The sequence below is a fragment of the Propionibacterium australiense genome (genome assembly GCF_003666605.1).
In the GTDB taxonomy this organism is placed as follows: Bacteria; Actinomycetota; Actinomycetes; order Propionibacteriales; family Propionibacteriaceae; genus Propionibacterium; species Propionibacterium australiense.
In genome coordinates this window covers 41,317-68,157 of sequence record NZ_RCIV01000010.1, presented here as the reverse complement: position 1 = coordinate 68,157, position 26,841 = coordinate 41,317, and the positions used below count along the sequence as shown (strand labels likewise).

Annotated in this window: 21 protein-coding genes and 2 pseudogenes; 13 read left to right on the top strand and 10 right to left on the bottom strand. The window is 67.0% G+C overall.

Features of this window, described 5'->3' with window-relative positions:
• Window positions 1-16: 16 nt before the first annotated feature.
• A complete protein-coding gene (gene trxB, locus D9T14_RS08655; protein ID WP_374955791.1) occupies window positions 17-1,000 on the top strand; it encodes a thioredoxin-disulfide reductase in 984 nt (327 codons plus the stop codon).
• Between the two features lie 74 nt (window positions 1,001-1,074).
• Window positions 1,075-1,398, top strand: coding sequence for a thioredoxin (gene trxA, locus D9T14_RS08650; RefSeq protein WP_119161952.1), 324 nt, complete (start codon window positions 1,075-1,077; stop codon window positions 1,396-1,398).
• A 259-nt stretch (window positions 1,399-1,657) separates the two neighbouring features.
• Here trxA and D9T14_RS08645 read toward each other — a convergent pair whose 3' ends face one another.
• From D9T14_RS08645 to rpmH, 8 genes are all read right to left on the bottom strand, one after another.
• Window positions 1,658-2,584, bottom strand: coding sequence for a ParB/RepB/Spo0J family partition protein (locus tag D9T14_RS08645; protein ID WP_119161953.1), 927 nt, complete (start codon window positions 2,582-2,584; stop codon window positions 1,658-1,660).
• Window positions 2,581-3,429, bottom strand: coding sequence for a ParA family protein (locus D9T14_RS08640; RefSeq protein ID WP_119161954.1), 849 nt, complete (start codon window positions 3,427-3,429; stop codon window positions 2,581-2,583). Before D9T14_RS08640 ends, D9T14_RS08645 begins: the two co-directional genes overlap by 4 nt.
• A 591-nt stretch (window positions 3,430-4,020) precedes the next feature.
• Window positions 4,021-4,638, bottom strand: coding sequence for a 16S rRNA (guanine(527)-N(7))-methyltransferase RsmG (gene rsmG / locus D9T14_RS08630; RefSeq protein WP_232012572.1), 618 nt, complete (start codon window positions 4,636-4,638; stop codon window positions 4,021-4,023).
• Between the two features lie 427 nt (window positions 4,639-5,065).
• Window positions 5,066-5,635, bottom strand: a complete 570-nt coding sequence (locus tag D9T14_RS08625; RefSeq protein WP_119161957.1) for a Jag family protein — start codon at window positions 5,633-5,635, stop codon at window positions 5,066-5,068.
• 92 nt (window positions 5,636-5,727) lie between these two features.
• On the bottom strand, window positions 5,728-6,798 hold the full coding sequence (gene yidC / locus D9T14_RS08620) for a membrane protein insertase YidC (RefSeq protein WP_374955792.1): 1,071 nt from the start codon (window positions 6,796-6,798) through the stop codon (window positions 5,728-5,730).
• 17 nt (window positions 6,799-6,815) lie between these two features.
• Window positions 6,816-7,136, bottom strand: a complete 321-nt coding sequence (gene yidD / locus D9T14_RS08615) for a membrane protein insertion efficiency factor YidD (RefSeq protein ID WP_119161959.1) — start codon at window positions 7,134-7,136, stop codon at window positions 6,816-6,818.
• Window positions 7,133-7,504, bottom strand: a complete 372-nt coding sequence (rnpA, locus tag D9T14_RS08610) for a ribonuclease P protein component (protein ID WP_119161960.1) — start codon at window positions 7,502-7,504, stop codon at window positions 7,133-7,135. Before rnpA ends, yidD begins: the two co-directional genes overlap by 4 nt.
• A gap of 3 nt (window positions 7,505-7,507) precedes the next feature.
• Entirely contained in the window at window positions 7,508-7,645 is a 138-nt protein-coding gene (rpmH, locus tag D9T14_RS08605; protein WP_119161961.1) for a 50S ribosomal protein L34, read from the bottom strand.
• 473 nt (window positions 7,646-8,118) lie between these two features.
• Here rpmH and dnaA point away from each other — a divergent pair, with 473 nt between their 5' ends.
• On the top strand, window positions 8,119-9,573 hold the full coding sequence (gene dnaA / locus D9T14_RS08600) for a chromosomal replication initiator protein DnaA (protein WP_232012413.1): 1,455 nt from the start codon (window positions 8,119-8,121) through the stop codon (window positions 9,571-9,573).
• A 388-nt stretch (window positions 9,574-9,961) separates the two neighbouring features.
• Here dnaA and D9T14_RS08595 read toward each other — a convergent pair whose 3' ends face one another.
• Window positions 9,962-10,381: an organic hydroperoxide resistance protein gene (locus D9T14_RS08595; protein WP_119161963.1), complete on the bottom strand. Its 420-nt coding sequence runs from the start codon at window positions 10,379-10,381 to the stop codon at window positions 9,962-9,964.
• Between the two features lie 53 nt (window positions 10,382-10,434).
• Complete coding sequence (locus tag D9T14_RS08590) at window positions 10,435-10,917, bottom strand: ferritin-like domain-containing protein (RefSeq protein ID WP_119161964.1); 483 nt, start codon at window positions 10,915-10,917, stop codon at window positions 10,435-10,437.
• 123 nt (window positions 10,918-11,040) lie between these two features.
• Here D9T14_RS08590 and D9T14_RS08585 point away from each other — a divergent pair, with 123 nt between their 5' ends.
• The 10 genes and pseudogenes from D9T14_RS08585 (at window position 11,041) to gyrA (ending at window position 26,822) form a co-directional block, all read left to right on the top strand.
• The gene (locus D9T14_RS08585; protein WP_119161965.1) at window positions 11,041-11,481 is read left to right on the top strand and encodes a MarR family winged helix-turn-helix transcriptional regulator; all 441 of its coding nucleotides are present in this window, start codon (window positions 11,041-11,043) and stop codon (window positions 11,479-11,481) included.
• A gap of 134 nt (window positions 11,482-11,615) precedes the next feature.
• On the top strand, window positions 11,616-13,841 hold the full coding sequence (locus tag D9T14_RS14480; RefSeq protein ID WP_197720617.1) for an ABC transporter ATP-binding protein: 2,226 nt from the start codon (window positions 11,616-11,618) through the stop codon (window positions 13,839-13,841).
• A 1-nt stretch (window position 13,842) separates the two neighbouring features.
• Window positions 13,843-16,410, top strand: coding sequence for an ABC transporter permease (locus D9T14_RS08575; protein ID WP_119161966.1), 2,568 nt, complete (start codon window positions 13,843-13,845; stop codon window positions 16,408-16,410).
• A 99-nt stretch (window positions 16,411-16,509) separates the two neighbouring features.
• The gene (locus D9T14_RS14475) at window positions 16,510-16,584 is read left to right on the top strand and encodes a putative leader peptide (RefSeq protein WP_119162000.1); all 75 of its coding nucleotides are present in this window, start codon (window positions 16,510-16,512) and stop codon (window positions 16,582-16,584) included.
• 243 nt (window positions 16,585-16,827) lie between these two features.
• The gene (locus D9T14_RS08565; protein ID WP_119161967.1) at window positions 16,828-18,516 is read left to right on the top strand and encodes a nitrite/sulfite reductase; all 1,689 of its coding nucleotides are present in this window, start codon (window positions 16,828-16,830) and stop codon (window positions 18,514-18,516) included.
• Between the two features lie 148 nt (window positions 18,517-18,664).
• Entirely contained in the window at window positions 18,665-19,822 is a 1,158-nt protein-coding gene (gene dnaN / locus D9T14_RS08560; RefSeq protein WP_119161968.1) for a DNA polymerase III subunit beta, read from the top strand.
• 9 nt (window positions 19,823-19,831) lie between these two features.
• Window positions 19,832-20,971 (top strand): annotated as a pseudogene (gene recF / locus D9T14_RS08555) (DNA replication/repair protein RecF); the annotation flags it as partial.
• A 365-nt stretch (window positions 20,972-21,336) separates the two neighbouring features.
• Entirely contained in the window at window positions 21,337-21,816 is a 480-nt protein-coding gene (locus tag D9T14_RS08550; RefSeq protein ID WP_232012573.1) for a DciA family protein, read from the top strand.
• Window positions 21,817-22,192: 376 nt separating this feature from the next.
• Window positions 22,193-24,139: pseudogene (gyrB, locus tag D9T14_RS08545) on the top strand (DNA topoisomerase (ATP-hydrolyzing) subunit B); the annotation flags it as partial.
• A 49-nt stretch (window positions 24,140-24,188) separates the two neighbouring features.
• Complete coding sequence (gyrA, locus tag D9T14_RS08540; RefSeq protein WP_119161972.1) at window positions 24,189-26,822, top strand: DNA gyrase subunit A; 2,634 nt, start codon at window positions 24,189-24,191, stop codon at window positions 26,820-26,822.
• The last annotated feature ends 19 nt before the right edge of the window (window positions 26,823-26,841 follow it).

Here is a 26,841-nt window from a genome sequence, read left to right as displayed (position 1 = left end):
CGCGTAGGCTCAGGTGATGCAGATGACTCCTGCCCCGCAGAGTCCGACCAGAAAGGCAACCATGAACGACCAGCCCCGTAACGTCATCATCATCGGCTCCGGCCCTGCCGGCTACACCGCTGCCATCTATGCCGCACGCGCGGGCCTCGCGCCACTCGTACTGGAGGGTTCCCTCGACGCCGGCGGTGCGCTCATGACGACGACCGAGGTCGAGAACTTCCCCGGTTTCCCCGAGGGTATCCAGGGGCCGGAGCTCATGGAGAACCTGCGCAGGCAGGCCGAGCGGTTCGGCGCCGAGTTCATCACCGATGACGCGACGGAGGTCGATCTCACCGGTGACGTGAAGACCGTCAAGGACGGCGCGGGCACCGTCCACCTGGGTAGGAGCGTCATCCTCGCCACTGGTTCCGGCTACCGGCATCTGGGCATTCCCGCCGAGGAGACCTACGCCGGCAAGGGGCTGAGCTGGTGCGCCACGTGCGATGGCTTCTTCTTCCGGGGCAAGCAGATCGCGGTCGTCGGCGGCGGGGACTCCGCCCTGGAGGAGGCCACCTTCCTCACGCGTTTCGCCGACAAGGTGACCCTCATCCACCGCCGCGACCAGCTGCGCGGCTCGGAGATCATGGCCAGGCGCGCCTTGGAGAACCCGAAGATCGAGTTCGCCTGGAACTCCACCGTCGTCGACATGCACGGCGACGGCAAGCTTGAATCCCTGACGTTGCAGGACACCAGGGACGGTTCCACCCGCGAGCTGGCCGTCGAGGGGCTGTTCGAGGCCATCGGCTCGGTACCGCGCTCGGAACTGTTCAAGGACCAGGTGACCACCGACGACGCGGGATACGTCCTTGTCGACGGTTCCTCGACGCGGACCAACCTGCCCGGTGTCTTCGCCTGCGGTGACCTCGTCGATCACGTCTACCGGCAGGCGATCTCGGCGGCTGGTACCGGTTGCCGGGCAGCCCTGGATGCCGAGCACTACATCGCCTCGCTGGGTGACTGACGGCTTGCCAGAGGCAGCACTGCCTAGGATTGACCCTGCACGCCACATCAGGGAAAGAGGAGGAAGCAGTTCCCATGAGCAATGTGACCGCCGTCACCGATGCCACCTTCAACGACGTCGTCCTCGGTTCGGACAAACCGACCCTCGTGGACTTCTGGGCCGACTGGTGCGCCCCGTGCAAACGGATGAGCCCCATCCTCGATGAGCTCAGCGAGGAATACGGCGACCGGATCAATTTCGTCAAGATGGACACCAACGAGAACACCGTCGTGCCGACCCAGCAGGGTGTTCTCGGCCTGCCAACCGTGCAGATCTACCAGAACGGTCAGGTCGTCAAGCAGTTCCAAGGCGCCAAGAACCGGTCCGGCCTGCTCAAGGTGCTCGAAGAATTCCTCTGATGCGGACCAGCCGGCTCCCGCGGTCGGCCTGCGCGAGCCGGCGCACCCTTCCGTGGCCCCCGGTGCGGCCGAACGCAGCATCGAGCCGGTTGCGCTGCCGGGCTTCACTTGCACCGATGGCCGCGACGAAGGCGAGTCGCCCCTCGGTTTATGAGAGTTGATTAGTTTTATCGACAAATAGGTTTATAGCCAAAAATAGGTTTATAGCCAAGGCGCCCGGAGGCCTCCGGGCGCCTTCGTCATGAGGGGACGTGCTGGTTCAGTTCCCAAGAATCCCCAGGATGCGCTCGAGGTCGTCCTCGCCCGCGAAGTCGATCGTGATGCTGCCCTTCGAGCGTCCAATGGTCACCTTGACCCTGGTGTCGAAACGATCGGCCAGATCGTGGGCGATCGACTCGGCCTTGGGGTTCGGGGTCCTGGCCCGGCGAGTACGGACGGCCTTCTTCTCGCCCTGGCCGGTGGCCAGTGTGACGATCTCCTCGGTCGCGCGCACCGAGAGTCCTTCGGCAACGATGCGCTGGGCCAGTTCCTCGACAGACAGTGGATCCTCAAGGGCGAGCAGGGCCCGCGCATGTCCGGCCGATAGGATGCCCGCCGCGACACGACGTTGAACCGTGGCCGGTAGCCTGAGGAGACGGATCGTGTTGGAGATGTGCGGGCGTGACTTCTTGATGCGCACCGAGAGCTGTTCCTGAGTGATGTCGAAATCACGCATCAGCTGTTCATAGGCAGCAGCCTCCTCCAAGGGGTTCAGCTGCACACGATGCAGGTTCTCGAGCAGGGCGTCGGTGAGCATCGTCGAATCGTCGGTGTTGCGCACGATCGCCGGGATCAGCTCGATACCTGCCTGCTCATGAGCACGCAGACGACGCTCGCCCATGACCAGCTCGAAACCCTCATCCCCGCTTCTGCGGACGACGATGGGTTGCAGCAGGCCGACTTCCTTGATCGACTCACTGAGTTCAGTGAGTTCCTCCTCGCTGAACACCTGGCGCGGCTGTCGCGGATTCGGCCTGACCGAGCCGACCGGGATCTCCGCGAAGTAGGAACCGTCGGGCATCGTTGCCGCAACGGCATCCTGCTCACCACCGGTGGTCTGCCCGCCCGCTGGTGCTGTCGATGGAAGATCCGTGCGCTGGAAGAGCTCACCCAGCCCCCGTCCCAGCCCGCCTTGTCGTGCGCTCATGACTGCTCCTCGGCTGCTCGGGCGGCGAGTTCCGCCGCAACTGTGCGGTAGGCATCGGCGCCTACCGAGTGGTCGTCATAGGTGATGACTGTCTGGCCGTAACTCGGCGCCTCACTGATGCGAACCGAACGCGGGATGACCGTTTCCAGGGTCTCCTGTCCGAAGTGGTTGCGCACCTCCTCGGCAACCTGAGCCGAGAGTTTCGTCCTGCCGTCGAACATCGTGAGGAGGACGGCCCACAGCCGCAAATCGGGGTTGAGTTCGCCACCAACAAGGCCGATGGTGCGCATGAGCTGCGTCACACCTTCGAGCGCATAGTACTCGCACTGGATCGGGATGAGGATGTCCGTCGCCGCGACGAGAGCGTTCACGGTCAACAAACCCAGCGACGGCGGACAGTCGAAGAAGACGTAGTCGACATCGTGCCCAGTCAGGTACTCGCGCACCGCCCTGAGTAGTTTCTGCTCGCGCGCGACCTTCGAGACGAGCTCCAGCTCAGCGCCGGCCAGGTCGATGGTCGCCGGGAGAACGAAGAGATTGTCTGCCTCGGGTGATGGGACAACGGCGTCCTCAAGCCTCATGTCATCCAACAGGACTTCGTAGGTGCTCGGCGTGCCCTCGCTGTGGAGTACACCGAGTGCGGTCGAGGCGTTGCCCTGTGGGTCGACATCGATGACGAGCACCCTGAGGCCACCTTGGGCGAGCGCCACGGCGAGATTGACCGTCGTCGTCGTCTTGCCGACCCCGCCTTTCTGGTTGGCCACGACGATCCGTCGTGTTGTCACCGGACGAGGCAGTTGCGAGGCCTTCCTTCTCGTTTCACGTGAAACATCCGCCACCCTCATCGGTCGCGCTGCGTCCCGTGGCGTCGCCGTGTCAGCCGATGAGGTCGGAGCGATCTCGTTCGGAACCGCGTTGCCATGCTCACCGGGGATCTCGTTCCCCGGCTCACTGGGAAGATCCGCACCACGGTCCCCGGTCGATTCGTCGACACTCGCGTTCGTCGTCACCAGGGGAGCCGGTTGCTCGGTGATGAGCACCCCGACAGCGGGAGCAGGTGGGACTTCCTGATCTGCTACGGACTGCACCGTTTCACGTGAAACATGAAGCCGACGACGCTCCAGTAGCACCGAGCTGCTGGGATAGCCCAGCGGGCGCGTCCACAGACGCCGTTTGGTACGTGGCCAACCCGAAGGCAAATCCGTCACGGAGCACCGTCCAACATCCCGACGACAACAACGGGTTCCATCCTAGCTGGCTGGTTCTTCCCCCAGGTGACCCGACTCGGCAGCAACCGGCACATGGCACGGCACATCATGAGACGGCAGGGGCAACGAGCAGTGGGGTTCGTTGGTCCGGTACCAGCCGGTGCGTACAGGAGGGGCGATGGCGACCAGATGAGTCGCACCGGGCGATCGGGGTGGTGGGTGACCGGGTCAGGACCGGGTGACTCGCACGACATTCGTCATCTCGGCACCGGGATGAGCCCGTACCTGCACGACCTCGGCGGACAGATCCGATGCCTCAAGCAGCTGTGCGGCCTCGGCGACCTCGTCCATCGCCGAATCACCCTTGAGGGCGAGAAGTTGTCCATCGGGGTAGAACAGCGGAATGGTCCAGCTGAGGAGCTTGGGCAGGCGAGCAACAGCACGAGCCGTGACGACCTCGTAACTGTCAGGGCAGTCCTCGGCACGACCACGGACAACATTGACGCGATCGGCAAGATCGAGTTGATCGACGACCCGGCCAAGAAAGGTCCACCTGCGCAGCATCGGCTCGAGCAGTGTGACGTGCAGATCGGGTCGGGCGATGGCGAGGACGATGCCTGGCAACCCGGCACCACTTCCCACGTCGATCAGATCAGCGCCGAAGGGGAGCAGCTCGCCCAGGGCAGCACAGTTGAGAATGTGGCGGGACCAGATCCGTGAGGGTTCCTTCGGACCGAGCAGGCCACGAGTGACACCATCAGTGATCAATTTGTCGACATAGTTATTTATCACCGAGAAGTCGTCGAACAGCTCTCTGGCCTGGGCTCGGGCCTGCTCCTCAGCCAGGGCGAGCGCTGCGTCGCCATCGCCCTCGTCATTCACCACGTCATCGTTCTGCACCACGTCGTCCCTCCTGTAACCGGCGATCGCGCGCTCCTTCATACTGCACCAGAGCGAACCACTGATCGGTCACGAACACATCACGGCGATCGGCATCCGACATCACTCGCGTCAGAATCGCTCTCACAGAATTAATTGAATCCTGAATAGACTGTCATGGGTACGTACCGTGCCTGTCGCTGGTGCCACGAGACGGCGAGCACACTGACGCCAGGCTGCTTGAGCACGCAAAAGCTCAACCGTGGCGCTCACCGATAAATGCGATCCATCCACACCAGGCGGGCCCGCCATCAGTGGGATGTCCGCTGCTCAGCATGATGAGCCGGCCGGTCATCGTGACGAACCATCGGTACTGCGAGCAGGGCCAGTGCTCTCAGACTGGACGCTGGATGACGACGCAACGCTGTGGCTCTACTCCCTCCGATTCGCTGTACAGTCCAGCGGCGGCAACGGCATCGTGAACGATCTTGCGTTCGAAGGGATTCATCGGCGCGAGGTGAACTGGTTCTCCGGACTGGTTCACCTCGTTGATCGCCTCCTGGGCCAGGAGCTGAAGTTCCTTGCGGCGCTTGGCGCGGTGCCCGGCGATGTCGAGCATGAGACGGCTTCGATGACCGGTCTCGGTCATGACGGCCAGGCGGCACAGCTCCTGCAATGCCTCGAGCACCTCGCCATTGGTTCCGACGAGGGTCACGTCATCGGTGACGACGGAGACATGGGCTCGGTCACCCTCGGTGTAGGTGTCGATGTCGCCGTCCATGTCGGCGATGTCGAGCAGCTCCTCGAGGTAGTCAGCGGCGATGTCGCCCTCGGTGACCAGTTGTTCCTCAAGAGCCTCCGTCTTCGGACTCGGCGCCGGCTCGGCGTCGGTGTTCTCGGCGGCAGCAGCCTCGGCGACATCAGCGGGCTGGTTCTCGTCCTCGTACTCAGTGCTCTCGCTCATGCGATCTCCTCGTGCAGGGTGGTCCTCGACCATCCGTGGACGGATGGTTCGTCGGCCGGCCGGGCGCGGCTCGCGCCTGACCGGGCATGGGTCTACTTCTTGCGCTGGGACTTGGTCGTCCGCACCGGCTGGCGTCGGACGACCTGCCGCTGTCCACCGCCGCGGGCCGTCGTCTGCCGGGTGGTCTGCCGTGAGGTGCCCTGCCGGTTGACGACGGCACGTCCGCTGTCATCGGTCTTGACGGCCTCGGTCGGCCCGGCGGTGCGCGGCTTCTTGCGGGCGCGGTCGGCACGGGTGCGTTCGATCTGCTTCGGGTCGCGGCCCTTGGCACGCATGCGATCCTCCCACTCGATGTAGGCGGGAGTGCCGGGCGTGGGGTAGTTGCGGATGATGATGTACTGCTGGGCCATCGTCCAGATGTTCGTCGTGAGCCAGTAGAGCAGTACGCCGATCGGCATCGCGAAACCGCTGAACAGGAACATGAGCGGGAACAGGTACAGCATCATCTTCTGCTGCTGAGCCATCGGCCCGGTCTGCGCGCTGGGGGGCATGTTGCGCTTGAGCATGTGCAGCTGCTGGAAGAACATGAGCGAGGTCATCGCGACGACCAGGACCATCGCGAAGACCTGCGTCGCCCCGAAACCGCCACTGAGCGGCCAGAAGGTGCCCGACAGTTTTGCGCCGAAGATGTGCGCGCTGCTCAGCGAGTCGACAAGGCCGGCATCTCGGCTCAGCCAGTAGCCCTTGACGTCCGTGCCCCGCGAGGCGGAGTTGAGCACCCGGAACAACGCCCAGAAGATGGGGAGCTGGATAAGCAGGGGTAGGCAGGAGGACATCGGGTTGACGCCCTCCTCCTTGTAAAGCTTCATCGTCTCCTGGCCGAGGCGCTCACGGTCGGCACCGTACTTCTTCTGCAGGGCCTCGAGCCTGGGTTGGAGCGACTGCATGGCCCGCGAGGAGTTCAACTGCTTGGCGTAAAGCGGCATCATGAGCAGCCGGATGACGCAGGTCAGCAGCACGATGGAGAGCAGCCAGGTGAGACCGGCGTCCGGGTTCATGAACTGCGAGAACAACCAGTGGGCCGCGACGATGATGCCGCTCACCGCCCAGTACAGGGGCTGCATGATGGCCGAGCCGATGTCACCCAGGGACATCACTGTCATGAGAAGGTTCACCACATTCACCTCATCGAGATGCACTCATCGTTCTCGTTCACCGGAGAGTGCTCGTCGGGGCGGATGCCCCTGATGTCGTTGTCTGCCTCGGCGCGGAGCCGGGACTCGAGCGGGGATCCGGGTACGGGGTCGATCCCGCCCATGGACCATGGGTGGCAGCGCACCAGGCGCCGCACGATGAGCCAGCTGCCCTTGACCGCGCCATGCAGCCGAAGTGCTTCGAGCCCATATGCCGAGCATGTCGGGTAGTACTTGCACACCTCGCCGTACAGGGGAGAGATAACGGTCCGCCAGCCCTTCACGAACACGATGAGCAGATGTTTCACGCCCCGGCCTCCAGTCGTTCGACACTCTTGCACCACGCGGAGCGGAAATCGCCGGCGAGACGACCGGGCTGGGTGGCCGATGCGGGCAACGCACGAACGACGACGCGCAGATCGGGGCGCACCCCCTGCCTGAGCTGGGCTGCTGCCATGTGACGAAGCCGCCGTTTCACCCGGTTGCGCGTGACGGCGTTGCCGACCTTCCTGGACACGACGAAACCGACCTGCGCCGAAACCACGTCATCACCGTGGGCAACGTGATCGGCGAGGCCGGCATGGACGACGATCGTCGGACGGCCAACTCGAACGCCGTGACGAACGGTGGCCTTGAAGTCCTCGGACCGTCGAAGCCGCGCCTGGGCGGGCAACACGACTCAGGCGGACAGTTCGGTACGGCCCTTGCGGCGACGGGCCGAAAGGATGGCACGGCCGGCGCGTGTCCGCATGCGGGCGCGGAAGCCGTGGGTACGGGCCCGACGGCGATTGCTGGGCTGGTACGTGCGCTTGCTCACGGGAAGGCTCCCTACTGTGTCGGTGAAGGGCGATTCGCATCGCCGGCATCGGCTCGCCGCCCGGTTCCGGCCACCCGGAACCAGTTGATGAACCGACGACGGCGTCCGCTGACGTCAGCGGCCTGTCAAGTTTAGGCCGCGGCAGGCGTATCCACAAAAGCAGCACCCGGGCGGGGAATTACCAGGCTGTCATTCAGGGACCCCAGTCCAGCCGACACGCCGGGCAGGGCGTAGATTCGGTAGTGCCGTGTTGCGAGATGAGGCCATCGCCGCTAGCGTTGCCGACGTCGCTGCAACAGCTCACGGCGGGGCACTCCTGACGTGTGGGCCCAGGTTGTCCACATGTTCCCATGCCTGTGGATAATTTTGTGAACAGGTGTACAACAGTTATTCGACGTGAAGAGCAGGCACTTTCCGGCACGCGCAGCACCTCAGTGGTGAACGGAGCGGACAGGTGCTCGGAGGGAGACGGTGTGGCGGTCGAGTCTGGCGGGACTCGCAGTGAGCCCGATTTCAACCTGGCGTGGGCGCACGTCCTCACCGAGTGCGGGGCCAGTGGAGGCGCCTTCCTGCGCAACACGAAACCGCTGACCGTCCACGAGTCGACCATGATGGTCGCCGTACCCAACGACTTCACCCGCGAGCGCATCGAGACGAAGATGCGAGGTGCCCTCGAGGAAGCACTCAGCGACTACTACCGACGCTCGATGCACCTGGCGATCACGATCGAGCCCGACCTGGAGCTGGACCTGCGTGCCCCGGATCACGACGACGAGGCCGGCGACACGGAGGAGGCTCCCGTCCGTTTCATCCCGCGCAAGGGTGCCCAGCCCCTGCTGCGCGGTGAGAGCACCCGGACGACGACCCCCCAGGAGCAGAACGTTTCCGACGAGAGCCTGAATCCGCGGTACACCTTCGACAACTTCGTCATCGGTGATTCGAATCGTTTCGCGCATGCCGCCGCGGTGGCGGTCGCCGAAGCCCCGGGCAAGGCGTACAACCCGCTCATGATCTACGGCGAGTCGGGGCTTGGCAAGACGCACCTGCTGCACGCGCTGGGTCATTACGTCCTCGACTACTACGAGAACGTCCGTGTCAAGTACGTCTCCACCGAGGAGATGACGAACGAGTTCATCAACGCGGTGGGGGAGAACCGCACGGTCGAGTTCCGGCGCAAGTACCGGGACGACGTCGACGTCCTGCTCATCGACGACATCCAGTTCCTCGAGGGCAAGACGCAGACCCAGGAGGAGTTCTTCTACACCTTCAACGCCCTGCACAACGCCCAGAAGCAGATCGTGCTCACCTCCGACCGACCGCCGAAGGCACTCGAGCAACTCGAGTCCCGGCTGCGCAGCCGCTTCGAGTGGGGGCTCATCACCGACATCCAGCCCCCGGACCTGGAGACTCGGATCGCGATCCTGCAACGCAAGGCGGCCGCCGAGCAGCTGCTCATGCCGACTGATGTGCTCGAGTTCATCGGTTCACGCATCCAGACGAACATCCGCGAACTCGAGGGTGCACTGATCCGAGTGACCGCCTTCGCCTCGCTCAACAAGGAGCCGGTCACCCTCGACCTGGCCGACCGCGTCCTCGCCGATCTCATCCCCGACGGGGCCGACGCCGAGGTGAGCGCCCAGCTCATCATCGCCGAGACCGCCAAGTACTTCGACGTCTCGGTCGATGCCCTGTCGAGTTCGAGCCGGACGCAGCCGCTCGTCCTGGCCAGGCAGATCGCCATGTACCTGTGCCGCGAACTGACCGATCTGTCGCTGCCGAAGATCGGCCAGGAATTCGGTGGCAAGGACCACACCACCGTCATGCACGCAGACCGCAAGATCCGCGAGCTCATGCGCAAGCAGCGCAGCGTGTTCAACCAGGTGTCCGAACTCACCAACAAGATCAAGCAGGCCGCTGCCCGCGGCTGACCGCGACGAACCCCCGACCCGACGACGCGCAGCGGCCGGCACCCTGCAATGGGTGCCGGCCGCTCGTCGTCACCGGCTCATGGCCCCGCGGATCCCCAGAGACGCCTCCACCCAACTGGTGATGGTCCTGTGGACAACTCGGTGGTTCAGTGGATCCACTGTGCAGAGCCATCCCCATGGGTCGGAGAAATCCACTGCCCGGTGGTCGGCCGGTCACCGTTCCTCAACAGCTCATCCCCAGAACCAAGCGGCCCTGACCAGCGCGGACGCTGGTTTCCCACAGTTCCCACAGCTGTTAAGAGGATGAATTACTTAAGAACGATGATCGATCCTCAACACAGGAGCAGTGGATCAGTGGATGACTGCTGACCACGGGTTCTCGCAGTGCTCAGTCGTCGCTGACGACGACAGTCACCGGGATGTTCCCGCGCGTGGCGTTCGAGTACGGGCACACCTGGTGTGCTGCCTCGGCCAGTTCGGTGGCGAGCCGATGCTCGACACCGGGGAGGATGACCTCGAGAGTCACCTCGAGACCGTAGCCATCGCCCTGTTTGCCGATCGAGACCCGGGCTCCGACACTCGAGTCGGTGACGTCGATCTTTCTGCTCCGGGCGACGCCGAGCAGGGCCGAGTGGAAGCACGCCGCGTAGCCGGAGGCGAAGAGCTGCTCCGGATTGGCCCCAGCACCGTTACCGCCGAGTTCCTTCGGTGCGGCCATGTCAAGGTCGACACTGCCGTCCGTGGTACGCACGTGGCCGTTGCGCCCCGCGCCGGTGCTCAGCGCTTCGGTGGTGTAGAGGGGAGTCATGATGTGTTCCTTCCTGTGGGATGAGTGGATGTTCGGTCGTCGTGCCCGTCGCCTCAGTTCGCGGCGGGGTTGAGGCGAGCCGCCGTGTAGAGCTGTTCGCCCAGCTTCTCCAGCAGCTCGATCTCGCTCTGGAGCCAGTACAGGTGCTGTTCCTCGTCGGAGAGGATCTGCTCGATGAGACGACGGGTCGTGGCGTCATGGGCTCGCCCCATCCGTTCGGCGATCTCGTTGAGCGCCTCGCTCGCATTGCGCTGCAGTTCCATGTCGTTGTCCAAGACCTCACGCAGAGTGGTCCCGATGTGCACCTCCGGGAAGACGATGTCGGGCCTGCCGCCCAGGTCGAGCAGACGGTCGGACAACTCCGAAATGGTCTCGGGTTCGTCCTCGGTGCGGGCCTTCATGTCTGCACTCAGACCGACCAGACCCCAGGAGCTCAGGAGTTTCACGTGCGCCTGATGCTGGGCCGAAGCCGCCCAGTAGACGCCCAGGAGTTCATTGAGGGTGGCGATGATCTCGTTCGTGTTCTGCTCTGTCATGGTGATCCGTACCTTCCAGTCTTCTGCTCTGCGGGATCGTGCTCCCGCCCGACGCAATAACGATTGCACACAATTAAATTGTTGTCAATTAGATTGAGAGCAATCTTTTGCTAGGCTCCTCCCATGCCGACTCATCCCGAGCTCGAACTCGACAACCAGCTCTGCTTCTCGCTCTACCGGGCCAGCCGGGCAGTCATCCGTGCCTACCGCCCCCTGCTGAAGGGACTGGGACTCACCTACCCGCAGTACCTGGTGATGCTCGTCCTGTGGCAGTGCGACGAGGGGATCGGGGTGAAGCGGATCGGTGACGAACTGGGCTTGGACAGCGGCACCCTGACACCTCTGCTGAGACGTCTCGAGCGAAGTGGCTACGTCACGCGCACCCGGGACGACGCCGATGAGCGCAGGGCGCTCATCGCCCTGACCGAGACGGGGCGCGCCCTGCGGGAGGACGCCGCGGGGATCCCGGATGAGCTGAACAGGCTCTATGCCGACTGCGAGGTGGATGCCGATGGGCTCAAGGTGCAGCTCGACATCCTGGGAAAGCACCTGCCTTCTGCCTGATGCGAACAGCCCTCGACGATCAGCGCAGGACCGGGGCCGAATGCACATGGCCGAATGCACATGGAGGAACCCTGATCACGGAAGGGGATCACCCGATAGGCTTGGATGGTCGTCAAAGACTCTGGAGGACTGTCATGACCGCACCGGCGAACACGTTGTCGCGGGTTGCTGCCCATACGCGCAGTCTGACCAAGGTCTACGGTCAGGGCGACGCCAGGGTGACGGCACTCGATCATGTCGACGTCGACTTCGCCAAGGGGCGTTTCACAGCGGTCATGGGTCCCTCCGGTTCGGGCAAGTCCACCCTCATGCACTGCGTTGCGGGTCTGGACAAGCCGACCAGTGGAGACGTCTTCATCGGTGACACCGCCATCAGTACGCTGCGCGACGCCAAACTGACCGCGATGCGCCGCGACCGCATCGGTTTCGTCTTCCAGGCCTTCAACCTCGTCCCGACACTCACGGCCCGAGAGAACATCGAGCTGCCGCTGGCCATAGCGGGCCGCAAGCCGGACCGGGAGTGGTTCGACCAGGTGATCAGCACCGTCGGGCTCGGCGACCGTCTCACGCACAAGCCCTCACAGCTATCCGGCGGTCAGCAGCAGCGTGTCGCCTGCGCCCGCGCCCTGGTCAGCAAACCCGACATCATCTTCGCCGACGAGCCAACCGGCAATCTCGACTCGCGCAGTTCCGCCGAGGTGCTGGGCTTCCTGACCCGCTCGGTCACCGAGATGGGTCAGACGATCGTCATGGTCACCCACGACCCCGCGGCGGCGGCCTTCGCCGACCGTGCCCTCTTCCTCGCCGACGGACGCATCGTCGGGGACCTGGCCAGGCCCACGCGGGAGAGTGTGCTGGAGCACATGACACGTCTGAGCACCATCGACGACCTGGCCGACAGCCCCACGACGAGACTGCCCGCCGTCCGGTTCGACGACGAACCACCGGCGCCTTCCGCTACCCGTCCTGCTGTGTACGTCCGACCGGCACAGGACATCGAGGGCGTCGTCCATTCGCCGCAGGCCACCACCGCCAAGATCCCGGCAGTGAGGCCGGCCCCGGCGACGGAGCCCGCCCCGCCCCCACGCCCGGCCCCCGTGGCGACGCCGGCACCTGCCCCGCGATCTGCACCGGTGAGTCCGGGGCCGTCGACGCGGCCTGCACCCGCACGTCCGCCCCGGCCCGCAGAACCCGCTCCGGACCGGGTTCCCGCATCGGCCAAGAACGTCACCCCGGCCCCCCGTTCCGATCAGTCCCCGAGCCCAGTGCAGAGTCCGCGTCCTGTGCCGGCTCACGATCCCGTCCCAGTGGTGGATCGTGCTGCCAGCCCCGCACCCGTTCGTCCCGCGGTCAAGGACGCTCGTCCCGCCGGTGTCGGCCGGACGAGCGCGAGCGGTTCCGTCGGCGCCGTTCCCCCCGTCGCCCGCCGGACGGGGCCGGTGCCGTCGCCGGCGGCCGGAGCCTCCGTCCCGGTGCAGCCGGCCGCACCCCAGCAGAGCACCCCGCAGTTGATGCCCTTCCCCCTGCCGGCTCCGCGATCCGAACCCCCGGCCGAGCCGGCCCGTCCGGTCCAGCCGACCCAGGCCACGAACGGGCCGGATGAACCAGTCCTCTCACGTCCTTCCGCACCGGCCCCGCCTGCGAAGACCCCCGCACCGGACCCCGCCACGAGCAAGAAGCCCTCTCCGGTCACTGCCGCAGGAGAGTCCACGCCGGCTTCTGCACCGAAGGTGCCCTTGCCGATCCAGCCCGCGAAGTTGCCCCCACGGGTCTCTGCGGTGAAACCGCCCCCACCTGTGAAACCGTCCCCGCCGGCCTCTCCCGTGAAACCGCTCCCACCGGTTCCGCCGGTGAAGGCCGCCCCGCCGGCGCTCGGGCCCATCGCACCGGTGCCGCTCATCGGCGCCGGAACCCGCATCACCTTCTCCAGTCCCCGATCCGCGTCGACACCGCCGGCGACGCCTCCCGCGTCCTCTGCCGAGCCGGCACCCGTTCCTGCCGAGCAGATGCCCGTTCCCGTCGAGCCGGCGAACACGCCCGCTCAGCAGCGTCGTGCTGCTGACCTGGCCCGCTCGCTGGTCAATCCGCCGGCCCCCTCGATCGACCAGGCCCGGCCCGCCAGTGACCCGCCACCATCACCCCTGCGGCCGGTGACCCAACGGGCCCTGGACATGAACGCAGTGGACGTGAACGTCCTGAACAGGCCCTCCCCGGGCGGCGAACGACCGGATCCGCCGTCGATGAGCCGTGCGGCAGCACCTGACGGCAGACGCGGACCTGACACGCCCGCCCCGACTCCGCCGGCTCGTTCCCTGCCCGAGGAGAAACCAGACCGATACCGGCCCACGAGGCGCGCCTGACATGTGGAAGGCTGCCTGGAAATCCCTCATGGGCCACAAGCTGAGGCTTGTGCTGTCCACACTGTCGGTCGTCCTCGGTATCGCATTCATGTCCGGCACCCTCACCTACACGGCGATGCTGTCCGACAGTCTCGATGCGATCAGCCAGGGCACGCTCACCGACATCTCGGTCGGCGTGAAATCAGGTGACAGCCCCATCGGCGCCACCACCGGTCCCGGATCGAACGGCACCACCACGGTACTGGCCAGCGAACTTGAGACGATCAGGGGTGTCGACGGTGTCGAGAGCGCCTCGGGCATCATCACGGCATCGAACTCGACCTATCTGTTGGACGTCGATGACCGGATCGCCGGTGCCTCCACCGCAAGCGTTGCGATGAACTACTACACGGAACCGGCCATGGGTCACAGGACCGGCCTGCAGGTCGAGGAGGGACGTCCGCCCGCGGCCGACAACGAGATCGCGGTGGACCCCGCCACGCTCGCCGACTCCGGGCATGCGATCGGTGACGAGGTCACCGTCCTCGCCTCCGATGGATCACGTCTGCCCATGACGGTCGTCGGTACCGTCAGTTACGCCCACGGTGCGACGGTTGGTGCCAGCTATCTGTTCTTCGACGAGGGGGCGGCCACCCGGCTGCTGCTCGGCGGAGCGAGCGGCTACACCGCGATCGGCGTCACCGTCGGAGATGGTGCCGACGTCAACGCCGTGAATGAGGCCATCAACGAGGTCCTGCCCGACACGCTCGAGGCAACTACCGGCGAGACGACGGCCGAGCAGATCGCCGACACCGTGGACCAGGCCATGAGCTTCGTCAACGTCTTCCTCGGTGTCTTCGCCGCGATCGCGCTCATCGTGGCCGGTTTCATCATCATCAACACCTTCTCGATCCTCGTCGCCCAGCGCAGCCGAGAGCTCGCCCTCTACCGTGCACTGGGTGCCTCGCGCCGCCAGGTGCGCAACTCCGTGGTGCTGGAGGCCGTCATCACGGGCCTGTTCGGCGGACTCACCGGTATCGCGCTGGGTGCGGCCCTGGCCTGGGGGGTCAGCAGGGTCGTCGCATCCATGGGAATGAACCTGGGCAGTGCGGTACCGATGCCCGGTACGGCCAATGTGGCCGGTTCCCTCGCCGTCGCCGTCCTGGTCACCGTTGCCGCCGCCTGGGGCCCGGCCCGGCGCGCCTCCAAGGTCCCGCCCGTGGCTGCCATGAGTGGCGAGTTCTCCAGCGGGGCCGAGCACCTGGGCCGACGCACGGTCTACGGCACTGTCCTCAGCGTGTTCGGGGCCGCCGCCGTCGTGACCGGATCGGTACGGGACTTCGACGGTCACCTGTGGGTCTTCGGTCTGGGGGCCTTCGCCGTTCTCATCGGCGTCGCCCTGTTCAACCCGGTCATCGGAAGACCCCTCATCTGGCTGCTCGGCCGGCTGTGGCGCCTGCTGTTCCGCGAACCGGGCAAACTGGCCGAACTCAACTCGATCCGCCAGCCGCGCCGTACCGCCGCCACCGCCTCGGCCCTCATGATCGGCCTGACACTCGTCACCATGCTGTCGATCATGAGTTCCTCCGCCTCGGCGTCGATCCGCGAGTCGGTGCAGGAGGATCTGCGCGGCGACTTCATCGTCCAGCCGGTCAACGGACGTCCCCTGCCCGACGGCATGACCGACCAGATCGGGGCGCTCGACGGTGTCGCGGACGTGCACGCGAAGCGGCAGGCGGTCGCCATGACCGTCGACCAGCAACCGCTGCTCATCGAGGCCTACGCCCCCAAGGACTTCAACCGGATCGTCTCCGAGACGATGGTCTCGGGCGAGATGAGCGATGAGGCCAATACGGCAATCGTCCTGAAAGATCTCGCCGAGGCCAATGGCCTGTCCGTCGGCGACAGCATCACCCTGCTCAACGCCTCGGCGCCTCTGCCGATCCCGTTGACGGTCACCGGCATCTTCGAGATGGCCGATGGTGTCTCCGGCGCGAGCATCGTGACGAATCCGACCACCGTCGAACAATTCACCGGAGGCGACAAGGACGCCTTCATGACCGTCGACGCCGCCGAGGGCGTTCCGATTGGTGAGGTCCGTACCCAGATCAAATCGGTCACCGGTGCGGACCCGCTCGTCGTCGTGCAGTCCATGGACGACTACGCGACCGAACGCACCGCAAGGATCGACCAGGTCATCACAATGGTCTACGCCCTGCTGGCCCTGGCCATCGTCATCGCGGTCCTCGGGATCGTGAACACCTTGGCCCTGTCCATCATCGAACGCACCCGCGAGATCGGCCTGCTGCGCGCGGTCGGCATGAAACGCCGGCAGATCCGCACGATGATCACCCTCGAATCGGTCACCATCGCCCTGCTCGGGGCCGTGCTCGGTGTCATCATGGGGGTCGGCTTCGGCATCGCCCTGCAGCACGTGCTCATCGACCAGGGACTGACGGTACTCGCCGTCTCGTGGTCGAGACTCGGCGTCTACCTCGTGGTCGCCGTCGCCGTTGGTGTCGTGGCTGCCCTGTGGCCCTCGCACAAGGCAGCCAGGCTCAACATGCTCGAGGCCATCGCCAGCGAATGACCGGACTGGTCGCCGAACGCGGCACGGTTCGCGACACTCTGTCCGTGATGTGGGACGTGCTGGTGACAGGAGCCACCCTCGATCCCTAGAGTCGTGACCATGATTCGTGGTCACATCCTGGTGCAGCGCAGGCACGTCGATCTGTGCGCAGTGGCCAGCGCGCTGTGTCGCTGACCGACCAGCGCCCCTGAACACCAGGGGCCCGTGACGATGATCCGGGCCCGTTCGCGTCGTCGACCCCGCTCAGCCGCGCGCCAGCTGCCGCGGCATGCGTGCTGTCGCGTCCTCGTCGCAGACCAGGCCACCGGATGGTCACCGGCCGGATCCGGCTCCACCCAGTACCGGAGACCGGCCATCCCCCAACGAACCAACGAATCACGGCAGGGGCGGTTCAGATGCCCTGCGTAGGGAGACATCATGTCAGCGACGAGTGCCAGGACAACGACGAACAGGCGCAGCAACGGGCAGTGGGCCATCGACGGCCGTACCCCGCTCAACCCGAACGAGGAGTTCAAGCAGACCGGCTCAAGCCCACTGGAGGTGCGCGAGCGCATCGAGACGATCTACGCCAGGCAGGGCTTCGACTCCATCCCCTCAGACGATCTGCACGGACGCATGCGCTGGTGGGGTCTGTACACCCAGCGCGCCGAGGGCATCGACGGCCACCGAACCGGCACCCTCGGCCCCGACGAGATGAGCGGACGCCACTTCATGATGCGCGTGCGGCTGGACGGGACATCGGTAAGTCCTGCGCAACTGCGCGTGCTGGGGGGCATCTCCAACGACTTCGCCCGAGGCACCGCCGACCTGACCGATCGGCAGAATCTGCAGTACCACTGGATCGAGATCGAGAGCGTCCCCGAGATCTGGAGGCGGCTGGAATCGGCGGGCCTGCAGACGATCGAGGCCTGCGGCGACACCCCGCGCGGCTTCCTGCTCTCGCCGGTCGCCGGGGTGGCCGCGGACGAGATCATCGACCCGTCCCCGATGCTGGAGACGATCGGCCGGCGCTACCTGGGCAGGCCCGAGATCGCGAACCTGCCGCGCAAGTTCAAGACGGCGGCGACCGGCCATCCGAGCCTCGACATCGCCCACGAGATCAACGACCTCTCCTTCGTCGGTGTCCACCACCCCGAACTCGGCCCGGGTTTCGACCTCTGGGTGGCCGGTGGCCTGTCCACCACGCCGCGCCTGGGCGAGCGCCTCGGCGCCTTCTGCACCGCCGAGCTGGGTCCCGATGTCTGGTACGCGACGATCCGCCTGTTCCGGGACTACGGCTACCGCCGCCTGCGCAACCGGGCCCGGCTGAAGTTCCTGCTCGCGGACTGGGGCGTCGAGAGATTCCGGCAGGTGCTGCAGGACGAGTACCTCGGTTACGAGCTGCCCGACGGCCCGGCCCCTGCACGCTCGGTGGGCAACCCCGACCACGTCGGTGTGCACGAGCAGAAGGACGGCCTCGCGTACATCGGACTGGCCCCCTCCGTCGGGCGCCTGTCCGGTGACGTGCTCATCGGGCTGGCCGAAGCCATGGAGGCCGCGGGCAGCGCCCGGGTGCGCCTGACCCCCCACCAGAAACTCGTCGTCCTCGACGTCGAGCCCGGTGCCGTGGAGAACTTCCTGACCGAGGTCGCCCCGCTGGGGCTCACCGCCCGCCCCGGCCCGTTCCGGCGCTCGACGATGTCCTGCACCGGGATCGAGTTCTGCAAGTTCGCCTTCGTCGAGACCAAGGCCACCGCCGCGGCTCTCACGGCCGAACTCGACCGCCGGTTCGAGGGCGCCGGGATCGACACGCCCATCAGCCTGTCCATCAACGGCTGCCCCAATTCCTGCGTGCGCATCCAGCTGGCCGACATCGGCCTGAAGGGCCAGCTGGCCAGGACCTCAGAGGGCTCCGAGTTCGCCTACCAGGTGCACCTCGGCGGTGGCCTGGCAACGATGGGCCGCGAGGAGGCGGGTTTCGGTCGCACGGTGCGTGGCCTGAGGATCACCGCCGACGAGGCAGCCGACTACGTCGAGCGGATCGTGCGCCGCTACCTCGGCGGCAGGGCGGAGGGCGAGACCTTCGCCCAGTGGTCGCATCGTGCCTCCGATGACGAGTTGCGCTGAGCCGGCCCGGCGGTGAGTGCCTCATCCGCTGGGCGCCGGCGAGCCTGCGGGGACTGCGTGCAGCCGGTATGATGCAACAAGCACCGTGCCGGGTGCGTGCGCGCCCGAGCGGCCTGCCCAATCAGTTCTCAGGGGGACGAGGAGCACAGTGAAGATCACAGTTGATCGCGGTGTCATGGCTGAAGCGGTCGCCTGGGTGGCCCGTAGCCTGCCCAGTCGTCCCAGCGTTCCGATCCTCGCCGGCCTGCTCATGCGTGCCGAGGACGACGAGGTCGTCATGTCGAGCTTCGACTACGAGACGAGCGCGAAGATCACCATCAGGACCCAGGTCGACGAGCCGGGTGAGGTGCTCGTCTCCGGCAAGCTGCTGGCCGACATCGCCAAGTCACTGCCCGACCGGCCCGTCAGGCTCACCGCCGGTGAATCGAATGTCGAACTCGTGTGCGGTTCGGCTCGTTTCACCCTGCAGCTGCTGCCCGTCGAGGAGTACCCGAACCTTCCTGAGATGCCTGCCGTCACCGGTTCGGTCGACTCCGAGGTCTTCGCGCGCTCGGTCAGTCAGGTCGTCGTCGCCGCCGGCCGCGACGAGCTGCTGCCGGTCTTCACCGGGGTGCGCATGGAGATCAACGACAACCGCCTGTCGCTGCTGGCGACCGACCGGTACCGCATGGCCCTCAAGGAACTCACCTGGAATCTCGCCACACCCGGGGCCGAGAGGGCGGCCCTCGTCCCGGCCCGGGTGCTGAACGAGGCGGCCCGCTCGATGAGCAGCGGCGAGACCGTCCAGCTGGCTCTCGCCGGCGACACCGCCCATGAGGGGCTCATCGGTTTCGAGGGCGACGGCACGAACGGCACCCGGCAGCTCACCACGCGCCTGCTCGACGGCGAGTTCCCCAAGGTGCGCCATCTCATGGACATCAAGGGCAATGTCATCGTGCGCTGCAACACCGCCGAGCTCATCGACTCGGTGAAACGCGTCTCGCTCGTCGCCGAGCGCAACACCTCACTGCGGATGGCCATCGAGGACGACCACATCGCGCTCGACGCGGCCACCGGTGACCAGGCCCAGGCGACCGAGGCCGTGGAGGCCGTCGTCACGCGGGACGGCGACGACACGGAAATCACGGCCGTCGGGTTCAACCCGCACTACCTGTCCGACGCCCTCGGGGCACTCGACACGCCGTACGTCCAGTTCTCCTTCACGGCCCCCGGCAAGCCCTGCCTGGTGCAGGGACTGGCCGAACTCGACGGGGAGCCCGACGTCGACTACCGGCACGTCATCATGCTCATGAGGCTGCCCAACTGATCGAAGAACGTGTTCGTCGACCATCTCGAACTGGTTGATTTCCGCAGCTACCGAGCCGTCTCGCTGACACTCGGTCCGGGCGTCAACGTCCTCGTGGGCCCCAACGGGCACGGCAAGACGAACCTCGTCGAGGCAGTCGAGTACCTCGCGACACTGAGTTCGCACCGGGTCGCATCCGATGCCCCGCTGCTGCGCGCGGGGGCCGGCCAGGCGATCATCCGCGCCGTCGTCGTGGCGGGCCTGGACGATCCGCGCAGGCTGCTGCTCGAGATCGAGCTCAACGCCGGACGCGCCAACCGGGCCCGGATCAACCGCGTCCCGCAGCGGCGCGTCCGTGATCTCGTCGGCGCCCTGCGTGCCGTCGTCTTCAGCCCGGAGGACCTGGCGATCGTCAAGGGCGACCCGGCTGATCGGCGGGGCTTCCTCGACGCCCTCGTCATCACCCGCTGGCCGCGCATGGCCGCCGTCAAGGCCGACTACGAGCGGGCCCTGCGCCAGCGCAATGCCCTGCTCAAACAGCTGGCCAAGCGCGGCGGCCGCCTGGACGACGGCGCGGCGGCCACTCTCGACGTCTGGGACGAGCGACTGGCCGGCCTCGGGGCCGAGCTGCTCGCCGCCCGGCTCGCCACCCTCGCCGATCTGGCGGCCCCCACACGTGCCGCCTATGCGGCGATCGCACCCGTCAACAACGAGGCGAGGGCCCGGTACACGTCCTCCCTGCCCCACCTGGGTGAGCTCACCGCATCGGGCGACGACGGCCGCCCCGGCGCCCCCGACGAGGGCGTGCTGAGCGGGCTGCTGCTGCAGCACATGGCGGCCCGCCGCCACGACGAGTGCGTCCGTGGTGTCTCGCTGGTGGGTCCCCATCGCGACGACATCGACCTGCACATCGGCGCACTGCCCGCCAAGGGTTACGCGAGCCACGGCGAGAGCTGGTCTCTGGCCCTCGCCCTGCGGCTGGGGAGCCTGACGATGCTGCGTGCCGAGGGCGTCGAACCGGTCCTGGTGCTCGACGACGTCTTCGCCGAACTCGACAGCACCCGCCGGGACCGTCTCGCCGACGCCGTCCTCGACGCCGAGCAGGTGCTCGTCACAGCGGCCGTCGACGCGGACGTCCCCGCCCAGCTCACCGGCCGGCGCCTCGAGGTGTTCATGCGCGATGAACCGGCCGCCGTCGATTCCGGCGTGCCCTCCCGCGTCTCGATGGTCTCGGGCGAGGGGGTCGTGGACCTCGCCGACGCCGGCTCCGGCGACGCCGACGAGCGTTCCAGGGAGCCAGCCGACGCGGAGGGTGGTCGGGCGACGGATTCCCGGGCACCCGGCCGTGGCACGGAGGGCGAGCAGTGAAACCGTTCCAGCAGGATCCCGGCGAGCCCGCCGCGGAGCCGGGCACGGCGCGCCCGGCGGGCTTCGGCTCCGGCGAGTTCAGCGCGGCCCCTGAGGCGGGCCGCGGCGACGAGCGGACACCGGCCGGCGGCGAGCCCGTCGAGGAGCACGACCCGGAGGGCTTCGACGTGGCCAGCCGTGTCGCCCACAGCCTGTCCGGCCTGCTGCCGCCGGCACGACTGGGTCCCGAGAACAGGAACCGGCGTTGGCGCCGGCCAGTGGTCGAGCAGCGTTCGGGCGCCCACCCCGATGCCCGCGACCCGCAGCCGCTCGGGGCGGCCGTCGACGAGCTCATCGCGGCGCGGGGCTGGCGCCGGCAGATCGGGCTGCGCCTCATCGTCCAGCGCTGGGACGAGCTCGTGGGCCGGACCAATGCCGAGCACTCGAACCCCGAGAGCTACCGCGAGGGTGTCCTCATCGTCCGCGCCGAGTCGAGCACCTGGGCCAGCGCCCTGCGTTCGATCGCACCGCAGCTCGTCGCCCGGCTCAACCGGCAGCTCGGTGACGGCGCCGTCACCCGCGTCGACGTCCGCGGCCCGAGCGCCCCGAGCTGGCGTCACGGCCCCCGCTCGGTCCCGGGCAGGGGCCCCCGGGACACCTACGGCTGAGGATCCCCCGTCGCAGCCCGGGGTGCCCGGACGCCGATCCGACACCGGAACCTGCCGGGCCAGGTCACAGAGACGGGACGATCGCACGCCGCACCGGCCCAGATCGGTATCCCTCCACGCGAGGAGGGGTCCATCGCCGCAGAGGGCCGTTCTAGGGCCTCCAGCGGGAAATCGGGGCCGACGCGCGGCGGCCGATCCTCGAAGAAGACCGCGCCCACTGGTAGAATCGAACGCCGGGTGGCGCCCGTTCACCCCTTGAGGACAGGAGCACCACCCGGTGAGCGAGAAGCTGAACGAAGAAGTCGATCCCCAGGCCGCGGATGCCGCCAGTGCCGAAGGCACCGACATCACCTGGACCGAGAGCACGAGTGATCTCGTCGACGGTGCATACGGCGCCTCCGACATTCAGGTCCTCGAAGGCCTCGAGGCCGTCCGCAAGCGACCGGGCATGTACATCGGTTCCACCGGAGAGCGCGGCCTGCACCATCTCGTGTACGAGATCGTCGACAACGCGGTGGACGAGGCCCTGGCCGGTTACTGCTCGACCATCAAGGTCGAACTCCTCGAGGGCGGCGGCTGCCGCGTCACCGACGACGGCCGCGGCATCCCGGTGGCCGAGCACCCGGTGGAGCGCATCAGCTCACTGACCCTGGTGCTCACCGTCCTGCACGCCGGCGGCAAGTTCGGCGGCGGCGGCTACAAGGTCTCCGGCGGCCTGCACGGCGTGGGCTCCTCGGTCGTCAACGCCCTGTCCGCCCGGCTGCGCGCCGACGTCCACCGCGACGGCTCCCACTGGGCGCAGAGCTACGAGCTGGGCGAGCCCACCGGGCCCGTCCGCCAGCTCGAGGACTCCGACATCACGGGCACGACGATCACCTTCTACCCGAGCGCCGAGATCTTCGAGACCACCACCTTCAGTTTCGAGACCCTGGCCACCCGGTTCCGCGAGATGGCCTTCCTCAACAAGGGTCTGCGCATCGAGATCACCGATCTGCGCAACGGCCACGTCGACGAGGACGGTTCCCCGCTGCACGAGGCCTTCCAGTTCGACCGCGGCCTGGTCGACTACGTCAACTACCTCAACGGCAGCCGCGAACCGCTGTCACCGGTCATCGACGTCGAGGCCCACTCCACCGACCTCGGCATGGGCGTCGAGGTGGCCATGCAGTGGAACACCGGCTACACGACGAGCCTGCACACCTTCGCCAACGCCATCAACACCCAGGAGGGCGGCACCCACGAGGAGGGTTTCCGCACCGCGCTGACCACCACGATCAACAAGTGGGGCGAGGCCTGGGGCCTCATCAAGAAGCGCGAGGACCGCGTCTCCAACGACGACATCAGGGAGGGCCTGACAGCCATCGTCTCGGTCAAGCTCGTCGAACCGCAGTTCGAGGGGCAGACGAAGACCAAGCTCGGCAACACCGAGGCCCGCGGCTTCGTCCAGCGGGCCGTCAATGAACGGCTCGGCGACTGGATGGAGTGCAACCCGGCCGAGGGCAAGGAGATCGTCCGCAAGGCGCAGGCCGCCGCCAGCGCCCGGATCGCCGCCCGCAAGGCACGGGACCTGGCACGCAACCGCAAGGGCCTGCTCGGCTCCAGCTCGCTGCCCGGCAAGCTCGCCGACTGCTCCAGCAACGAACCCAGCGAGTGCGAGATCTTCATCGTCGAGGGCGACTCGGCCGGCGGCTCCGCCAAGGGCGGGCGTAACCCGCGCACCCAGGCGATCCTGCCGCTGCGCGGCAAGATCCTCAACGTCGAGAAGGCCCGCATCGACCGCGCCCTGCAGTCGGACACCATCGAGGCGATCATCAACGCCCTCGGCACCGGCGTGCACGAGGAGTTCGACATCAACAAGCTGCGCTACCACAAGATCATCCTCATGGCCGACGCCGACGTCGACGGCGCCCACATCCGCACCCTGCTGCTCACCCTGCTGTTCCGCTTCATGCCGGCCCTCATCGAGGGCGGCTACGTCTACCTGGCCCAGCCGCCGCTGTTCCGTCTGCGGTGGACGAACTCGCCCCACGAGCTCGCCTACTCCGACGCCGAGCGCGACGCCCTGCGCGACGCGGGCCTGGCGGCCGGCAAGAAGCTGCCGAGCATCAACCCGATCCAGCGCTACAAGGGCCTGGGCGAGATGGACGCCCAGGACCTGTGGTCCACCACCATGGATCCCGACAACCGCATCCTGCTCCAGGTGAGCATCGAGGACGCCGCCCAGGCCGACCAGATGTTCCAAATCCTCATGGGGGAGGACGTCGAGCAGCGTCGCCGCTTCATCCAGCGCAACGCCAAGGACGTCCGTTTCATCGACGCGTGACGGCCGTCAGGCACTCGACACGCACGGCCCCCGCAAGCAAGGAAGAACGATGAGCGATACCGTGAACAACGCCAACGACGCTGGAAAGGACGAACTGGTCGGGCCGGGCAAGGGCACGATCGAGAGCGTCGAACTCAAGGGCGAGATCCAGAACGCGTTCCTCGAGTACGCCATGAGCGTCATCGTCGAGCGGGCCCTGCCCGATGTGCGTGATGGCCTCAAGCCCGTGCACCGCCGTGTCATCTACACGATGTACGACGGCGGCTATCGACCCGACCGCGGCTGGAACAAGTGCTCGCGCGTCGTCGGCGACGTCATGGGCAAGTACCACCCGCACGGCGACTCGGCCATCTACGACACCCTCGTGCGGCTGGCCCAGCCCTGGGCCATGCGTTACACGCTCGTCAACGGCCAGGGCAACTTCGGTTCGCCCGGCAACGACGGTGCCGCCGCCATGCGGTACACCGAGTGCCGGATGGCCCCGCTGGCGATGGAGATGGTGCGCGACATCGACCAGGACACGGTCGACTTCCAGCCCAACTACGACAACCGCGACACCGAACCCACCGTCCTGCCGTCGCGTTTCCCGAACCTGCTCGTCAACGGCTCCACCGGCATCGCCGTCGGCATGGCCACGAACATTCCCACGCACAATCTGCGCGAGGTCAACGAGGCCGTGCAGTGGTTCCTCGCCAACCCGGGGGCCTCCGACGAGGAACTGCTCGAGGCCTCGATGGCCCGCATCAAGGGCCCGGACTTCCCCAACGGCGCGCTCATCGTCGGCCGCAAGGGCATCGAGGACGCCTACCGCACCGGTCGCGGCTCGGTCATCATGCGCGCCGTCATCAACATCGAGGAGGACGCCAAGGGGCGCACGCAGCTGGTCATCACCGAGCTGCCCTACATGTGCAACCCGGACAACCTGGCCCAGAAGATCGCCGACCTGGTGAACTCGGGCCGGATCAACGGCATCGCCGACATCCGCGACGACACCTCCACCCGCACCGGTCAGCGCCTCGTCGTCGTCCTCAAGCGCGACGCCCAGCCGCGCGTGGTGATGAACAACCTGTACAAGCACACGCAGCTGCAGGACACCTTCGGCTGCAACATGCTCGCCCTCGTCGACAACGTGCCGCGCACCCTGCGGCTGGACCAGTTCATCCGCTACTGGGTCGACCACCAGCTGCAGGTCATCGAGCGCCGCACGAAGTACCAGCTGAACCAGGCCGAGAAGGAGGCGCACATCTACCGCGGCCTGGCCAAGGCCCTCGACATGCTCGACGAGGTCATCGCGCTGATCCGCCGCTCGCCGAACTCCGAGGTCGCGAACCAGGGCCTGCAGGAGCTGCTCGGCATCGACGAGATCCAGGCCGCCGCCATCCTCAACATGCAGCTGCGCCGCCTGGCCGCCCTGGAGCGCCAGAAGATCCTCGACAAGCTCGCCGAACTCGAGGCCCTCATCGCCGACCTCAAGGCCATCCTGGCCAGCAAGGACCGTCAGCGCGAGATCATCTCGACCGAGCTGGGCGAGATCGTGGACAAGTACGGCGACGAGCGTCGCACGCAGATCATCGCCGCCGAGGGCGACTTCAGCGAGGAGGACTTCGTTCCCGACGACGACATGGTCGTCACGATCACCCGCGGGGGCTACGCCAAACGCACCCGCACCGACCAGTACCGCCCGCAGCGCCGGGGCGGGCGCGGGGTGCGCGGCGCGAGCCTGCGCACCGACGACGAGGTGCAGCACCTGTTCGCGACGACGAACCACCAGTGGATCCTGTTCTTCACGAACATGGGCCGCGTCTACCGCATCAAGACCTGGCAGCTGCCCGAGGGCGGCCGGGACGCCAAGGGCGGCCACATCGCCGGTCTGCTCAGCTTCCTGCCCGACGAACGGATCGCCCAGGTGCTGGCGCTGCGCAGTTACGAGGACGCCGAGTACCTCGTCCTGGCCACGCGCAGGGGCCTCATCAAGAAGACGGCGCTGAGCGCCTACGACTCGCCGCGCCAGGCCGGTCTCATCGCCGTGAACTTCCGCGACGAGGACGACGAGCTGATCGGCGCCGAGCTGGTCAACGCCGACGACGACATCGTGCTCGTCTCCCGCCGGGCCCAGGCCCTGCGTTTCCACGCCACCGACGATCAGCTGCGCCCGATGGGGCGCACCACCTCTGGCGTGACCGGCATGCGGTTCCGCGAGGGCGACGAGCTGCTGCTCATGGGCGTCGTCGCCGCCGGCACGCCCGGCGACGAACTGTTCGTCTTCACCGTCACCGACGGCGGTTACGCCAAACGCACCCCGGTGGGTGACTACCGCGTCCAGAACCGCGGCGGCCTGGGCGTCAAGGCCATGCGCATGGACGACGACCGCGGCCGGCTCGTGGGTGGGCTGGTCGTCCGGGAGAGCGACGAGGTCATCGCCATCAAGGCCTCCGGGCAGGTGACCCGTTCGGCCGTTGCCGAGGTGCACCCGACCGGGCGTGACACGATGGGTGTCAAGTTCGTCGGCGTGCGCGGTAACGACGAGGTCATCGCGATCGCCCTCAATCCCGAGCGCGCCGAGGCCGAGGAACCGGCCGCGGAGACCGGTGAATCCGCTGCCCAGGAGACCATGGCCGCCGAGACCGCCGATGCCGCGGCGGCAGCAGGGGAACAGGGCGGTGAGGCCGCCGGTCGGGGCTGACCGCAGGGGAGCCTCCGGA